General features: G+C 73.8%; 15 protein-coding genes. All 15 read left to right on the top strand.

From position 1 onward, the window contains the following. The first annotated feature begins 46 nt into the window (after positions 1 to 46). Positions 47 to 1,138, top strand: coding sequence for an NADH-quinone oxidoreductase subunit B family protein (locus ACZ6KO_RS21650; protein ID WP_469305616.1), 1,092 nt, complete (start codon positions 47 to 49; stop codon positions 1,136 to 1,138). A gap of 116 nt (positions 1,139 to 1,254) precedes the next feature. Further along, entirely contained in the window at positions 1,255 to 3,039 is a 1,785-nt protein-coding gene (locus ACZ6KO_RS21645) for a nickel-dependent hydrogenase large subunit (RefSeq protein WP_469305615.1), read from the top strand. After that, entirely contained in the window at positions 3,036 to 3,638 is a 603-nt protein-coding gene (locus ACZ6KO_RS21640) for a hypothetical protein (RefSeq protein WP_469305614.1), read from the top strand. The genes ACZ6KO_RS21645 and ACZ6KO_RS21640 overlap by 4 nt, the downstream gene beginning before the upstream one ends. Then, complete coding sequence (locus ACZ6KO_RS21635) at positions 3,635 to 4,396, top strand: DUF5947 family protein (protein ID WP_469305613.1); 762 nt, start codon at positions 3,635 to 3,637, stop codon at positions 4,394 to 4,396. Before ACZ6KO_RS21640 ends, ACZ6KO_RS21635 begins: the two co-directional genes overlap by 4 nt. Beyond that, on the top strand, positions 4,393 to 5,121 hold the full coding sequence (locus ACZ6KO_RS21630) for a DUF6084 family protein (protein ID WP_469305612.1): 729 nt from the start codon (positions 4,393 to 4,395) through the stop codon (positions 5,119 to 5,121). Before ACZ6KO_RS21635 ends, ACZ6KO_RS21630 begins: the two co-directional genes overlap by 4 nt. A 134-nt stretch (positions 5,122 to 5,255) precedes the next feature. After that, complete coding sequence (locus ACZ6KO_RS21625) at positions 5,256 to 6,638, top strand: hypothetical protein (protein ID WP_469305724.1); 1,383 nt, start codon at positions 5,256 to 5,258, stop codon at positions 6,636 to 6,638. Further along, complete coding sequence (locus ACZ6KO_RS21620) at positions 6,635 to 7,231, top strand: hydrogenase maturation protease (RefSeq protein ID WP_469305611.1); 597 nt, start codon at positions 6,635 to 6,637, stop codon at positions 7,229 to 7,231. The genes ACZ6KO_RS21625 and ACZ6KO_RS21620 overlap by 4 nt, the downstream gene beginning before the upstream one ends. Before the next feature lie 23 nt (positions 7,232 to 7,254). After that, a complete protein-coding gene (locus tag ACZ6KO_RS21615; RefSeq protein ID WP_469305610.1) occupies positions 7,255 to 7,359 on the top strand; it encodes a DUF6893 family small protein in 105 nt (34 codons plus the stop codon). A gap of 162 nt (positions 7,360 to 7,521) precedes the next feature. Beyond that, positions 7,522 to 7,923: a hydrogenase maturation nickel metallochaperone HypA/HybF gene (locus ACZ6KO_RS21610; protein ID WP_469305609.1), complete on the top strand. Its 402-nt coding sequence runs from the start codon at positions 7,522 to 7,524 to the stop codon at positions 7,921 to 7,923. 3 nt (positions 7,924 to 7,926) lie between these two features. Further along, positions 7,927 to 8,805: a hydrogenase nickel incorporation protein HypB gene (gene hypB / locus ACZ6KO_RS21605; RefSeq protein ID WP_469305608.1), complete on the top strand. Its 879-nt coding sequence runs from the start codon at positions 7,927 to 7,929 to the stop codon at positions 8,803 to 8,805. Beyond that, complete coding sequence (gene hypF / locus ACZ6KO_RS21600; RefSeq protein WP_469305607.1) at positions 8,802 to 11,285, top strand: carbamoyltransferase HypF; 2,484 nt, start codon at positions 8,802 to 8,804, stop codon at positions 11,283 to 11,285. The genes hypB and hypF overlap by 4 nt, the downstream gene beginning before the upstream one ends. Positions 11,286 to 11,332: 47 nt before the next feature. Then, on the top strand, positions 11,333 to 11,674 hold the full coding sequence (locus tag ACZ6KO_RS21595) for a HypC/HybG/HupF family hydrogenase formation chaperone (RefSeq protein ID WP_469305606.1): 342 nt from the start codon (positions 11,333 to 11,335) through the stop codon (positions 11,672 to 11,674). Continuing rightward, entirely contained in the window at positions 11,671 to 12,870 is a 1,200-nt protein-coding gene (hypD, locus tag ACZ6KO_RS21590; protein WP_469305605.1) for a hydrogenase formation protein HypD, read from the top strand. The genes ACZ6KO_RS21595 and hypD overlap by 4 nt, the downstream gene beginning before the upstream one ends. Beyond that, positions 12,863 to 13,954, top strand: coding sequence for a hydrogenase expression/formation protein HypE (gene hypE / locus ACZ6KO_RS21585; RefSeq protein ID WP_469305604.1), 1,092 nt, complete (start codon positions 12,863 to 12,865; stop codon positions 13,952 to 13,954). Before hypD ends, hypE begins: the two co-directional genes overlap by 8 nt. A 184-nt stretch (positions 13,955 to 14,138) precedes the next feature. After that, a complete protein-coding gene (locus tag ACZ6KO_RS21580; RefSeq protein WP_401455071.1) occupies positions 14,139 to 15,584 on the top strand; it encodes a glyceraldehyde-3-phosphate dehydrogenase in 1,446 nt (481 codons plus the stop codon). Positions 15,585 to 15,666: the final 82 nt, after the last annotated feature.

The raw sequence follows: 15,666 nt of genomic DNA, 5'->3' as shown, positions 1-15,666 counted from the left end.
TCGAAATGCAGGGCTTCATCCCTAAACCTCCCGAGGAGGCGGTCCCATGACTGCAGCCACGCCGCACGCGGCAACCGCTGCGGACGCCGACGGCAAGCCCGCCGACGAATCGCCCACGATCCACATTCTCTGGATCAACGCGGGGCTGAGCTGCGACGGCGACTCCGTGGCGCTCACCGCCGCGATGCAGCCGAGCATCGAGGAGATCGTGCTCGGAGTCCTGCCGGGTCTGCCGAAGGTCGCCGTGCACTGGCCGCTCATCGACTTCGAGTGCGGTCCGGTCGGCGGCGCCGACACGTTCATCGAGTGGTTCTTCAAGGGCGAGCGGGGCGAGATCGACCCGTTCGTGCTGGTCGTCGAGGGATCCGTCCCCAACGAGGCGATCAAGCCCGAGGGCTACTGGTGCGGATTCGGGGACGACCCCGAGACCGGCCAGCCGATCACGACCAGCGAGTGGATCGACCGGCTCGCGCCGAAGGCGCTGGCGGTGGTCGCCATCGGCACGTGCGCGACGTACGGCGGCATCCACGCCATGGCCGGCAACCCGACCGGGGCCATGGGCGTGCCCGACTACCTCGGCTGGGACTGGACGTCGAAGGCCGGCATCCCCCTCGTGTGCGTGCCCGGCTGCCCGATCCAGCCCGACAACTTCTCCGAGACGCTCACCTACCTGCTCCACCAGGCCGCCGGCGCCGCCCCGATGATCCCCCTGGACGACAAGCTGCGGCCGACCTGGCTGTTCGGCGCGACCGTGCACGAGGGCTGCGACCGCGCCGGCTACTACGAGCAGGGCGAGTTCGCGAAGACGTACGACTCCCCGAAGTGCCTGGTCCGGCTCGGCTGCTGGGGCCCGGTCGTCAAGTGCAACGTGCCCAAGCGCGGCTGGATCAACGGCGTCGGCGGCTGCCCCAACGTCGGCGGCATCTGCATCGCGTGCACCATGCCCGGCTTCCCCGACAAGTTCATGCCCTTCATGGACGAGCCGCCCGGGGCGAAGGTCTCCAGGACCGCCAGCGGCGCGTACGGCGCGGTGATCCGGCGGCTGCGGTCCTTCACCACCCGGACCGTGGACCAGGAGCCGGCGTGGCGTCACACGGGCCGCGAGATCACCACCGGCTTCCGGCCGCCCTGGCGGTAGCGGGAGCCCTCCGTACCCGCCCCCCGTTCCTGACCCCCGTTCCTGATCCCCGCACCTGATCCCCGCACCTGATCCCGCACCTGACTCCCCGCACGACGAAGGGCACGGCAGACACGATGGCACCGACGAAGAAGGCGGCCGGCGACGGCAGCGGCCTGGTGGAGATGGCCTGGGACCCGATCACCCGGATCGTGGGCAGCCTGGGCATCCACACCAAGATCGACTTCAAGCAGAAGCGGGTCGCCGAGTGCTACAGCACCTCGTCCGTCTTCCGCGGCTACAGCGTCTTCATGCGCGGCAAGGACCCGCGTGACGCGCACTTCATCACCAGCCGCATCTGCGGGATCTGCGGGGACAACCACGCCACCTGCTCCGTCTACGCCCAGAACATGGCGTACGGGGTGAAGCCCCCGCACCTCGGCGAGTGGATCATCAACCTCGGCGAGGCCGCGGAGTACATGTTCGACCACAACATCTTCCAGGAGAACCTGGTCGGGGTCGACTACTGCGAGAAGATGGTCCGCGAGACCAACCCCGGCGTCCTGGAACTGGCCGAGCGCACCGAGGCCCCGCACGCCGCGGAGCACGGCTACCGCACGATCGCCGACATCATGCGCTCGCTCAACCCCCTCGAGGGCGAGTTCTACCGCGAGGCCCTCCAGGTCAGCCGCTACACGCGGGAGATGTTCTGCCTCATGGAGGGGCGCCACGTGCACCCCTCCACGCTCTACCCCGGCGGCGTCGGCACCATCGCCTCCGTCCAGCTCTTCACGGACTACCTCAGCCGGCTGATGCGGTACGTGGAGTTCATGAAGCGCGTCGTCCCGCTCCACGACGACCTCTTCGACTTCTTCTACGAGGCCCTGCCCGGCTACGAGGAGGTCGGCCGGCGGCGCGTGCTGCTCGGCTGCTGGGGCGCGCTCAACGACCCGGCCCACTGCGACTTCACCTACGCCAACATGACCGACTGGGGACGGAAGATGTTCGTCACCCCCGGTGTGATCGTGGACGGCAAACTGGTCACCAACGACCTCACCGAGATCAACCTGGGCATCCGCATCCTGCTCGGCAGCTCGTACTACGACGACTGGCAGGGGCAGGAGCAGTTCGTCACCCACGACCCGCTCGGCAACCCGGTGGACCCGCGCCACCCCTGGAACCAGCACACCATCCCCGCCCCGCAGAAGCGGAACTTCGACGACAAGTACAGCTGGGTCATGTCACCCCGCTGGTTCGACGGCAAGGACCACCTCGCCCTCGACACCGGCGGCGGCCCCATCGCCCGGCTGTGGTCCACCGCCCTGTCCGGGCTCGTCGACATCGGCTACGTCAAGGCCACCGGCAGCAGCGTCGTCATCAACCTGCCGCGCACCATGACCAAGCCCGAGACCACCTTCGAGTGGAAGATCCCGCGCTGGAGCAACGCGCTGGAACGCAACCGCGCGCGCACCTACTTCCAGGCCTACGCCGCCGCCGTCGCGCTGCACTGCGCGGAGCAGGGGCTGGCCGAGGTGCGGGCCGGACGCACCCAGACCTGGGAGAAGTTCGAGGTGCCGGACGAGAGCATCGGCGTCGGCTTCACCGAGGCGGTGCGCGGCGTCCTCTCCCACCACATGGTGATCCGCGACGGCAAGATCGCCAACTACCACCCGTACCCGCCCACCCCGTGGAACGCCAGCGTCCGCGACTCCTACGGCACTCCGGGCCCGTACGAGGACGCCGTGCAGAACACGCCGATCTTCGAGGAGAACTCCCCGGAGAACTTCAAGGGCATCGACATCATGCGCGCCGTCCGCAGCTTCGACCCCTGCCTGCCCTGCGGCGTCCACATGTACGTCGGCGGCGGCAAGACGGTGCAGAAGATGCACGTGCCCACCGGCCTGAGCGGACTGGGCGGATGAGCGCGCTGACGACGGGGCACCGCCCCGTGGACGCCGAGCAGACCGGGCGCCGCGTCGAGGACGTGCTCGACCGGCTGGCCGCCACGGGTGACCCGGCGGCCGGCAGCGCGGCCGAGGAACTCGTGCGGTCCCTCATGGACTTCTACGGTTCCGGCCTGGCCCGCATCCTGGAGCTGCTGTCCGCCCCCGGCGGGCGGCGGCCCGCGGACGGGCCGCTGGCGGCGCTCCTCGGGGACGAACTGGTCGCGAGCCTGCTCGTGCTGCACGACCTCCACCCCGAGGACCGGGACACGCGGATCGCCCGCGCGCTGGCCGCCGTACGCGGCCACGCGCTGGAGGTCGTGGCCTTCGACGAGGCGAGCGGCACCCTGCGGCTGCGGGCGGCGGCGGGCGCGGGCGCCGGGGCGGGCACGGGCTGCGGCTGCGCGAGCACCGCCGGCTCCGCCCGGCAGGCCGCGCAGGACGCGCTGGACTGCTTCGCGCCGGAGGTCCTGGCCGTCGAGGTCGAGCAGGCCCCCAAGGAGCTGCCGCTGCTCCACATCGGCCCGGCGCCGCGTACGGCGGAGGGCGCGCGGGCGACCGCGGCGGATTGCTCATGAACCCGACCCGTACGGAGGCCTCCGGGGCCGGGACGCCCGGGGCCGTGGTGTCCCGGGCCGCCCGGGCCGTGGTGGCCGATGCCCCCGGGGCTGCTGTTGCCCCTGCGGCTGCCGGTGCCCTCGGGGCTGCCCGTGGGCGGGGGCTGCGGAGGTTCCTGGCGGAGCGGCCGGCGCCGGTGGAGCGGTGCGAGCTGTGTGCGGCGGCGGTGGCCGAACAGGACCACCGCCACCTGGTGGACACCGACCGGCGGGCCCTGCTGTGCGCGTGCACCTCCTGCGCCCTGCTCATGGAGCAGCCGGGCGCGGCCGCCGCGGGCCGCTTCCGCGCGGTGCCCGACCGCTACCTCACCGATCCGGACCACCGGCTCGGCGACGGCGCCTGGGAAGCCCTCCAGATCCCCGTCGGCGTCGCGTTCTTCTTCCGCAACGCCGCCCTCGACCGGCTCGTCGCCCTCTACCCGAGCCCCGCCGGTGCCACCGAGAGCGAACTCGAACCGGCCGCCTGGGACGCGGTTCTGGGCGGCAGCCGCCTGGCCGGCCTGCTCGAACCCGACGTCGAGGCGCTCCTGCTGCGCCGCGTCGACGGCCGCTGCGACTGCTACCTCGTCCCCATCGACACCGCGTACGAACTGGTCGGCCGGATGCGACTGCTGTGGCAGGGCTTCGACGGCGGGGCCGAGGCCCGTGCCGCCCTGGACGCCTTCTTCGCCCACGTGGCCGGCCGCGCCCGCACCGTGGACGGGAAGGGCCGGCCGTGACCGAGTTCTCCTTCACCTGCACCGGCGTCCGCGCCGACCGGTACGCCGCCGGGCCGACCCTCGTCTTCCGGCTGCGCGTGACGGCGTCCGGCGGGACCCGGGTGCACGCCCTGGCCCTGCGCTGCCAGATCCGTATCGAACCCGCCCGGCGCGGCTACGCAGCCGCCGAGGCCGAGGGCCTGACCGACCTGTTCGGCGAGCGCTCGCGCTGGGGCGACACGCTCAAGCCGGTGCAGTTCGCGCAGGTCCCCCTGATGGTCCCGGCCTTCACCGGCGAGACCGAGACCGACCTCGTGGTGCCCTGCACCTACGACATGGACATCGCCGCGACCCGCTACCTCGAGGCGCTCGCCGACGGCGAGGTCCCGCTGCTGATGCTCTTCTCCGGCACGGCCTTCACCGGCGCGGGCGGCTTCCACGTCGAGCCGATTCCCTGGGACCGGGAGGCGACGTACCGCATGCCGGTCGCGGTATGGCGGGAGATGATCGAGCAGCACTTCCCCGGGTGCGGCTGGATCAGGCTGCCCGGCGAGACCATGGCGGCCCTGCTCGCCTACCGCTCGCGGCGCGCGCTGCCGTCCTGGGAGGCGACGGTACGCGCGCTGCTCGACGCGGCGGAAGCGGCGGACGAGGCGGACGGGACGGGCAGGGCGGGCGGGGCGGGTCCGGCCCGCCGGGACCCCTACCAGGCGCTGACCGCCGCCGCGGGAAGGACGGCGCCGTGACCGCGACGACGGGTACCGGCACGGCTGCCGGGACCGCGACCGGGACCACGACCGGGACCGCGACGGCCCCCGGGACCCCGGCGCCGACCGCCTTCGCGCCGCCGACCGAGGCGCGGTTCGCGCTCGCCCGGCAGGTGGCCGACGCGGTCCTCTTCGAGGGCTACGTGCTCTACCCCTACCGGGCCTCGGCGGCGAAGAACCGGCTGCGCTGGCAGTTCGGCGTCCTGGTGCCGCCCGCCTGGGGCGCCGTCGCCGCCGAGCACACCTTCCAGCGGACCGAGTGCCTGATGGAACCCCGGGCCGGCGCCGCCCTCGCCGTCGAGGTGCGCTTCCTGCACCCCCGGCGGCGCACCGTCGAGCGGGCCCGCCCCGACGGCGGGTTCGAGACGGTGCCCGAACTCCGGCTGCCCGACCGGGTCCTGGTCCCCTGGGACGAGGCCACCGAGGAACGCGTCGAAGTGGTCGTACCGGTCGCCGACCTGCTGGCCGACGACGGCGTCACCGTCGCCTTCGACCGGCCCGCCGGCGAGGACACCGAACCGGTCCACGACGCGGCCGGCCGGCCCGTCGGCCGGCTGGTCCGCCGCCGCGCGGCGATCAGCGGCGCCGTACGGCTGTCCGCCCGCGAACTGGAGGGCCCCTACCGGACCCTGCGGCTGACCGCCGTCGTCGAGAACACCAGCACCTGGACGCCCACCGACGGACGGGACCCCGACCGTGCCGCGGCGCTGCCCCGTTCGCTGGTCGGCGCGCACCTGCTGATGGGCCTGAGCTCCGGCTCGTTCCTGTCGATGACCGATCCCCCCGAGTGGGCCAGGGACGCGGTCGCCGCCTGCCGCAACCAGCACACCTGGCCCGTCCTCGCCGGCGAACCCGGCAGCGCCGATCTGGTGCTGTCCTCGCCGATCATCCTGGAGGACCACCCGGCCATCGCTCCCGAGAGCCCGGGCGCGCTCTACGACTCCACCGAGATCGACGAGATCCTCGCCCTGCGGACGGCCGCCCTCACCGACGAGGAGAAGCGCGAGGCCCGCGGCACCGACGACCGGGCCGCCGCCGTGATCGACCTGGCGGACTCGCTCCCCGCCGAGGTGCTCGAACGTCTCCACGGGGCGGTGCGCAGCCTGCGCGAGGTGACCGGACCGGGCACGGCCTCCCCGGGGAGCGGGGACGGCTTTCCCGACGAGTACGGCGTGCCGCGCCCGGACACCCCCTGGTGGGACCCGGCGAGCGACGCGGGCTTCGACCCGGCCACGGACACCGTGGTCGTGGCCGGCCGGGCGCTGGGCGCGGGCAGCCGCGTCGTACTGCGGCCGGGCCTGCGCCGCACCGACGCGCAGGACCTCTTCCTGCGCGGCCGCACCGCGCGGGTCGAGGCCGTCCTGCACGACGTGGACGGCACGGTCCACCTGGCCGTCACGGTCGAGGGGGACCCGGGCGCCGACATCCGCCGGGAGCAGGGACGGTTCCTGTACTTCCAGCCCGACGAGGTCACACCGCTGGAGGGCGACGCATGAACCTTCCCGACCCGCCCGACACCTCCGACCTGCCCGACACCCCCGGGCCGCTCGAGGCCCCCCGGGTCCTGGTCGCCGGCATCGGCAACATCTTCCTCGGGGACGACGGCTTCGGCGTCGAGGTCGTCCGTGCGCTCGGCGGACGCCGCCTTCCGGGACACGTCGAGGTCGTGGACATCGGCGTACGCGGGGTGCACCTGGCGTACCAGCTCCTCGACGGCTACGACACCCTGGTCCTGGTCGACGCCACCGCGCGCGGCGGCGCGCCCGGCACCGTGTACCTGATCGAACACACCGACTCCGGCGACCCCGGCGCGGCCGCGCCGCCGGGCGCCGCGCTCGACGGCCACCGGATGACCCCGGACACCGTGCTGGCGCTGCTCGGCACCCTGTGCGCGGGCACCGGCGGGCAGCCCCCGCGGCGCACGCTGGTGGTGGGGTGCGAGCCCGAGTCGGTGGAAGAACGCATCGGCCTCAGCGCGCCGGTGGCGGCCGCCGTGCCGGAAGCCGTACGGATGGTCGAAGAGCTGGTGCTGACCGGCCGCCCCGGGGAGCACGCGCCGCGGGCCACGGCCGCCGGGGCCGCCCAATGAGCTGCGAAGTGAGGAGACACGGGATGAAGAAGGCCCTCGTCGGCGGAGCGGTGGCGGGCGCCGTGGCCGCCGTCATGCTGCACGTGCTGCCGGACCTCAGGCGCTATCTGCGCCTGCGCAGGATGTGACGGGTCACCCCGTCCCGTACGCCGCCCGGCCGGCCCGGCGCACCCCCGGTGCGCCGGGCCGCTGCGTCGAACGGCGTACGCCGCCCGCGCCCACCGGCGTGCCGGAACCGCCCGTACCGGCACCTCGCCTCTAATGGGGGGCCGGCGGGCGGACGGAGACCGATGCACGAGATGTCCATCGCACTGGCGGTGATCGGCCAGGTGGAAGCGGCTGCGGAGCGGGCCGGCGACGTCACGGCGGTGCACTCGGTACGGCTCCAGGTGGGCGAACTGGCCGGTGTCGTCCCCGACGCGCTCTCCTTCTGCTTCGAACTGGCCTGCGCCGGCACCGTACTGGAGGGCGCCTCCCTCGTCACCGACCTCGTGCCCGGACGGGCCCGCTGCGGCTCCTGCGGCCACGCGTGGGCCGTCGGCATGCCGCCCCGGCTGAGCTGCCCGGTGTGCGGCGGGTCGAGCACCGAGCTGCTCGCGGGCCGCGAACTGCAGATCGCCGGTGTGCAGTGGGAGGACTGCCGGCCGCACGCCACCACCGCCACCGCGAACCCATCCGACGAGGAGCGCTGAACCATGTGCCGTGAGGTCGTCGACCTGCAACAGGCCGTCCTGGCCAAGAACGACGCGACCGCCGGTGCGCTGCGCGCCGGTCTGGCCGCCCGCGGCACCGCGGTGGTCAACCTGCTCTCCAGCCCGGGCAGCGGCAAGACCGCCCTGCTGGAGCACGAACTCCTGCTGGCACGGCGGCGGTCGGTGCCCGTCGCGGCGCTGACCGCCGACCTCGCCACCGAGAACGACGCGGTCCGGCTCGCGCGCTCCGGCGTCCCGGTCAAGCAGGTGCTCACCGACGGGCTGTGCCACCTGGAGGCCGGGATGCTCGGCGCCCACCTCCCGGGCTGGCTGCCCGACGGCACGCGGCTGCTGTTCGTGGAGAACGTCGGCAACCTGGTCTGCCCGGCCTCCTACGACCTCGGGGAATCGCTGCGCGTCGTCCTCGCGTCCGTGACGGAGGGCGAGGACAAGCCGCTGAAGTACCCGACGGCGTTCGGGCTCGCCCACCTGGTGGTGGTGACCAAGACCGACATCGCCGGGGCCGTCGGCTTCGACGAGGCCGCCTTCCGGGCCCATGTGGAGCAGGTCAATCCGGGTGTGGAGGTGCTCCTGACGTCCGCGCGCCAGGGGCGGGGGATCGGGGGCGTGCTGGACCGGGCGCTGGCGGTGGCCGGCGGCGGGCCCCGCCACATCCCGGTCATGGCCCGCGGGCCGGAGGCGGCGGTACACCAGCACGGCCACGATCACGATCACGATCACGGCCACGGCCACGGCCACGGCCACCACGATCACGACGGTCCTGGGCACGCCGCGGCCGCCTCCCGCCCGCATCCCCACCCGCACGCCCGGGTGGACGCGGCCGGCGCCGGCACCGACGCCATGGCCCCGGCCCGCTCGTGAGCGGTCCGTCGAGCCCGGCAGCGGCACCGGCAGGGCCCGCGGTACCGGCTCCCGCCGGGGACGGGCCGCTGCGTCGCCGGGTCACCGTCCGGGGCGTCGTCCAGGGCGTCGGCTTCCGGCCGTACCTCTACACCCTCGCCACCTCGCTGGAGCTGTCCGGGCACGTGACCAACACGCCCGAGGGCGTCGTCGCGGAAGTCCAGGGCGCGGCCCCGGCCGTCGCCCGGTTCTGCGACCGGATCGCCGCCGAGGCGCCGCCGCTGGCCCGGGTGGACTCGGTCGACCACCACGCACTGCCCGCCACGGGCGACGGCCGCGCCTTCACGATCCTCGCCTCCCGCACCGGCGGACCCGCCCGCACCCTGGTCTCCCCGGACACCGCCACCTGCGCCGCCTGCCTGAGCGAACTGGCCGACCCCGCCGACCGGCGCCACCGCCACCCCTTCATCAACTGCACGCACTGCGGCCCGCGCTTCACGATCGTCACCGGACTGCCGTACGACCGGGCCCACACCACCATGGCCCCTTATCCGATGTGCGCGGACTGCGCCCGGGAGTACGCCGACCCGGCCGACCGGCGCTTCCACGCCCAGCCGGTGGCCTGCCCCGCCTGCGGACCCCGGCTGAGCCTCCTCCTCGTCCCGCGCCCCGGCGGCGGTCCGCCTGGGCCCGTGGCCGGGGCCGATCCGGTGGTCCGGGCCCGCGCCCTGCTCGCCGACGGCGCGATCCTGGCCGTGAAGGGGCTCGGCGGATACCACCTCGCCTGTGACGCCTCCGATGCCGCCGCCGTCGCCCGGCTGCGGCGCCGCAAGGCCCGTGGGGACAAGCCGTTCGCCGTCATGGCCGCCGACGCCGACGCCGTCGCGCACCTGGTCCGGATGGGCCCCGAGGAGCGGAGCCTGCTCGAAGGCGCCACCCGGCCCATCGTCCTGCTGCGCCGCCGTCCCGACGAGGACGCGGCGCCGCCACCGGCCGGTGCGGCCCCGCGTCCGGCCGAGTGCGTCGCGCCCGGCAGCGCGGACCTCGGCGTCCTGCTCCCGTACACCCCCCTGCACCATCTGCTGCTCGGTCTGCCCGGCGACGCCACCGGCCCCCGGCTGCTCGTCATGACCAGCGGCAACGTGGCCGGTGAGCCCATCGTCACCGACGACGCCGAGGCACTGGAGCGCCTCGCGCACCTGGCCGACGGCTGGCTCACCCACGACCGGCCGATCCACGTGCCGTGCGACGACTCGGTGGTGCGGGTCTGCGACGGGCGGCCGCTGATCGTCCGCCGCGCCCGCGGGTACGCGCCGCTGCCCGTCCCCCTGCCGGCGGCCGTACGGCCCGCGCTCGCCGTCGGGGGCGACCTCAAGAACGCGTTCTGCCTCGCCGAGGGCCGGCAGGCCTGGCTGTCCGCGCACATCGGCGACATGGACGACCTCGCCACCCAGCAGGCCTTCGAACGCGCCGAGGCGCAACTGGAGTCGATCACGGGGGTGCGGCCGGACCTGCTGGCCGCCGACCGGCACCCCGGCTACCGCTCCGCCCAGTGGGCCGCCCGGAACGCGGCCGGCCGCCCCGTCGTACGGGTCCAGCACCACCACGCCCACGTCGCGGCGGCGATGGCCGAGCACGGTCTGGACGGCACCCGCCCGGTGATCGGCGTCGCCTTCGACGGCACCGGCCACGGTGACGACGGCGCGGTGTGGGGCGGCGAGTTCCTGCTCGCCGACTACGACGGCTTCACCCGCTTCGCGCACCTCGCGTACGTCCCGCTGCCCGGTGGCGACGCCGCGGTGCGCCGCCCGTACCGGATGGCGCTGGCGCACCTGCGCGCGGCCGGCCTCGGCCGGGCGCCGGACCTGGCGTGCACGGCCGCCTGCCCGGCCGAGGAACTGAAGGTCCTGGAACGGCAGTTGGAGCGTGATCTGAACTGCCCGCCCACCTCCAGCATGGGCCGTCTCTTCGACGCCGTGTCCTCGCTGGCGGGCATCTGCCACCGGGCCGGGTACGAGGCCCAGGCGGCCGTCGAGCTGGAGGCCGCCGCCGTGGGCGCGCCCGACGACGACACCACCGCCTACGCGTTCGCCCTGTGCCCGCCGGACCCGGCCGCCGACGGGCGCGGCGGGGCGGACGGCGACGGCCCGCTGCGGGCCGACGCGGCGCCCGTCCTCGCGGCGATCGTCGCCGACCTGCGGGCCGGCGCGGGCGCGGCCGTGGTCGCCGCCCGCTTCCACCGGGCCGTCGCCGCCCTCGTGCACGACGTGTGCGTCCTGGCCCGGGAGCGGCACGGCCCGGACACCGTCGCCCTGACCGGCGGGGTGTTCGCCAACACCCTGCTCTCCTCGGCCTGCGCCGCGGCCCTGCGCGCGGACGGCTTCACCGTCCTGCGCCACCACCTCGTGCCGCCGGGCGACGGCGGGCTGGCCCTCGGCCAGCTGATGGTGGCCGCCCGCGCCACACCGGCCGGGACCGGAGCCGCGGCCACCGACCGATAACCGCCCCGGCAGCGGGCGGCGCACCACCCACAGCGAGGAGAAGGCCCATGTGCCTGGCGGTACCCGGCAGAGTGCTGGACATCGAGGAACGCGACGGCACCAGGATGGCCACCGTCGATTTCGGCGGCGTGGTCAAGGAGGTGTGCCTGGAGTACCTGCCGGACCTCCAGGTCGGCGAGTACGCCATCGTGCACGTCGGCTTCGCCCTCCAGCGGCTGGACGAGGACTCGGCGCGGCACACGCTCGAACTGTTCGCCCAGCTCGGCATGCTCCAGGAGGAGTTCGGCGACCCCTGGGAGCTGGCCGCCGCCGAGGCGGGCGCCGCCGTCCCGCCCGCGTACGCCGCGGACGCCGCCGCCGCGGACGCGGCCGGGGAGGCGCAGCGGTGAAGTACATCGACGAGTTCCAGGACCCGGAGCTGGCGCGCCGCCTGCTCGACGACATCCACGCCACCGTCACCCGGCCGTGGGCGCTGATGGAGGTGTGCGGCGGGCAGACCCACACCATCATCCGGCACGGCATCGACCAGCTCCTGCCGGACGAGGTCGAGCTCATCCACGGCCCGGGCTGCCCGGTCTGCGTCACACCCCTCGAAGTCATCGACAAGGCCCTGGAGATCGCCTCCCGGCCCGAGGTGATCTTCTGCTCCTTCGGCGACATGCTCCGCGTACCGGGCACCGGACGGGACCTGTTCCAGGTGCGCGGCGAGGGCGGCGACGTACGGGTGGTCTACTCGCCGCTCGACGCGCTGCGGATCGCGCAGGCCAACCCCGGCCGCGAGGTGGTGTTCTTCGGTATCGGCTTCGAGACGACCGCGCCCCCCAACGCCATGACGGTGTACCAGGCCCGCCGGCTGCGGATCCCGAACTTCAGCCTGCTCGTGTCCCACGTGCGCGTGCCCCCCGCCATCGAGGCGATCATGAAGTCCCCGAGCTGCCGCGTCCAGGGCTTCCTGGCGGCGGGTCACGTGTGCAGTGTGATGGGGGTGGGGGAGTACCCGGAGCTGGCCGAACGGTTCCGCGTCCCGATCGTCGTGACCGGGTTCGAGCCGCTGGACATCCTCGAAGGGGTCCGCCGCACCGTACGGCAGCTGGAACGCGGCGAGCACACCGTCGACAACGCCTACGCCCGCGCCGTACGCCCGGAGGGGAACCCGGCCGCCCGCGCCATGCTGGAGGACGTCTTCGAGGTCGTCGACCGGGCCTGGCGCGGCATCGGCGTGATCCCCGGGAGCGGCTGGCGGCTGGCCCCGAAGTACCGGGACTACGACGCCGAGCACCGCTTCTCGGTCACGGGCATCCAGACCCGCGAACCGGCCGCGTGCCGCAGCGGCGAGGTCCTCCAGGGCCTGCTCAAGCCGCACGAGTGCGAGGCCTTCGGCACGCTGTGCACCCCGCGTACGCCGCTGGGGGCCACGATGGTCTCCAGCGAGGGCGCCTGCGCCGCGTACTACCTCTACCGGCGCCTGGAGCTGACGCCCGCGGCCTCCGGCCGTGCTGCCGCGCCCGCCGCCACCGCCGGTGCTTCCGCCACCGCCACCGTCACCGCCACCATCGCCGCCCGGGAGGCGAGCCCCGTTGTCTGAGACCACGACCATCGGCCCCGGCCCGCGCGCGACCGAACCGGACCCGCTGGCCTGGACCTGCCCGGCCCCGCTGCGCGACCGGCCCCGCATCGTCATGGGCCACGGCGGGGGCGGGGCCCTGTCCGCCGAGCTCGTCGAGCACGTCTTCGCGCCCGCGTACGGGGGCGAGGCGCTCGCGCGGCTCGGCGACGCCGCGGCCCTCACCCTGGGCGGCGTCCGGCTCGCCTTCTCCACCGACTCGTACGTCGTGCGGCCACTGTTCTTCCCCGGCGGGAGCATCGGCGACCTCGCCGTGAACGGCACCGTCAACGACCTCGCCATGAGCGGCGCCCGCGCCGCCTACCTCTCCTGCGGGTTCATCCTGGAGGAAGGCGTCGAGATGGAGGTGGTCGACCGGGTGGCGCGGGCCCTGGGCGCGGCCGCCCGGGCCGCGGGCGTCGAGGTGGTGACCGGCGACACCAAGGTGGTGGAGGCCGGTCACGGCGACGGGATCTACATCAACACGGCCGGCATCGGCCTGGTCCCGGCGGGCGTCGATCTGCGCCCGCAGCGGGTCGTACCCGGGGACGTCGTGATCGTCAGCGGGGCGATCGGGCTCCACGGAGTGGCGATCATGAGCGTGCGCGAGGGCCTGGAGTTCGGCGTCGAGATCGAGAGCGACTGCGCGCCGCTCGGCTCGCTGGTCGAGGCCATGCTCGCCGTCACCCCCGACCTGCACGTGCTGCGCGACCCCACCCGGGGCGGCCTGGCGGCGGCGCTGAACGAGATCGCGGCCGCCTCCGGCGCCGGCGTGGTCATCCGCGAGCGCGAGGTCCCCGTCCCGCCGGCGGTGGCGAACGCCTGCGCCGTCCTGGGCCTGGACCCCCTGTACGTCGCGAACGAGGGCAAACTGGTCGCCTTCGTACCGCGCGAGCACGCCGACGCGGTCCTGGAGGCGATGCGCGCCCACCCGCTGGGCCGCGAGTCCCGCATCATCGGCGAGGCCGTGGAGAGCCACCCGGGGATGCTCGTGGCCCGCACCGGTCTGGGCGGCACCCGCGTCGTGGACCTGCCGATCGGCGAACAGCTCCCGCGGATCTGCTGACCGCCGTCCCGCCGGCCGATCCGCTGATCACCGGTCGGCCGACCGAAAGGCGCCCGACCTGGGCCGATACCGGGCCGGGCGCCGCCGTGCGCGGCGTGGCGCCGGTCAGGGACCCCCCACCCTTGAGCAACGAATGAGCCGGGGGGTTAGCATGTGAGCGCCGCCTAGCTCGAAAGATACGCCTGTGACTGTCAATGACGACTCGTTCACCAACTGGAAGAACCGCGAGGAGATCGCGGAGTCGATGATCCCGATCATCGGGAAGCTGCACCGCGAGCGGGACGTCACGGTCCTCCTCCACAGCCGCTCCTTGGTGAACAAGTCCGTGGTCAGCATCCTCAAGACCCACCGGTTCGCCCGCCAGATAGCCGGCGAGGAGCTCTCGGTCACCGAGACCCTCCCGTTCCTGCAGGCACTGACGACGCTCGATCTCGGCCCGTCCCAGATCGACATCGGCATGCTCGCCGCGACGTACAAGAGCGACGACCGCGGCCTGTCGGTGGCGGAGTTCACCGCCGCCGCCGTCGCCGGTGCCACCGGCGCCAACAAGATCGAGCGCGCCGCCGGCCGCGACGTCGTCCTCTACGGCTTCGGCCGCATCGGCCGCCTCGTCGCCCGCCTGCTCATCGAGAAGGCCGGTTCGGGCAACGGTCTGCGCCTGCGTGCCATCGTCGTCCGCGGCGGTGGCGAGGCCGACCTCGTCAAGCGCGCCTCGCTGCTGCGGCGCGACTCCATCCACGGCCAGTTCCAGGGCACCATCACCGTGGACGAGGCGACGAGCACGATCATCGCCAACGGCAACGCGATCAAGGTGATCTACGCCAACGACCCCTCCGAGGTCGACTACACGGCGTACGGCATCAAGGACGCCATCCTCATCGACAACACGGGCAAGTGGCGCGACCGCGAGGGCCTGTCGAAGCACCTGCGCCCCGGTATCGACAAGGTCGTCCTGACCGCCCCGGGCAAGGGCGACGTCCCGAACATCGTCCACGGTGTCAACCAGGACATGATCAAGCCGGACGAGCGCATCCTGTCCTGCGCCTCCTGCACCACCAACGCGATCGTCCCGCCGCTGAAGGCCATGGACGACGAGTACGGCGTGCTGCGCGGCCACGTGGAGACCGTCCACTCGTTCACCAACGACCAGAACCTGCTGGACAACTACCACAAGGCCGACCGCCGCGGCCGCTCCGCGCCGCTGAACATGGTCATCACCGAGACCGGCGCCGCCTCCGCCGTCGCCAAGGCGCTGCCGGAGCTGAAGGCGCCGATCACCGGCAGCTCGATCCGCGTCCCCGTCCCGGACGTCTCGATCGCCATCCTCAGCCTGCGCCTGGGCCGCGAGACCACCCGCGAGGAGGTCCTCGACTACCTCCGTGACGTCTCGCTGCACTCGCCGCTGAAGCGCCAGATCGACTTCACCACCGCCCCCGACGCCGTCTCCATGGACTTCGTCGGCTCGCGCCACGCGTCGATCGTCGACGCCGGCGCGACCAAGGTCGACGGCGACAACGCGATCCTCTACCTCTGGTACGACAACGAGTTCGGCTACTCGTGCCAGGTCATCCGGGTCGTGCAGCACGTCTCCGGCGTGGAGTACCCGACCTTCCCGGCCCCGGCGGCCTGATCACCGCCGCAGCCGCAGCCGCACCGCAGCACCGCAGCACGCACCAGAGGCCGTACCGGATCCGTCCGGTACGGCCTCCGGC

The organism is Streptomyces sp. NPDC042102, assembly GCF_055582305.1.
Note: the sequence above shows the minus strand (reverse complement) of the source record. Positions and strands in the feature narration are given on the sequence as shown.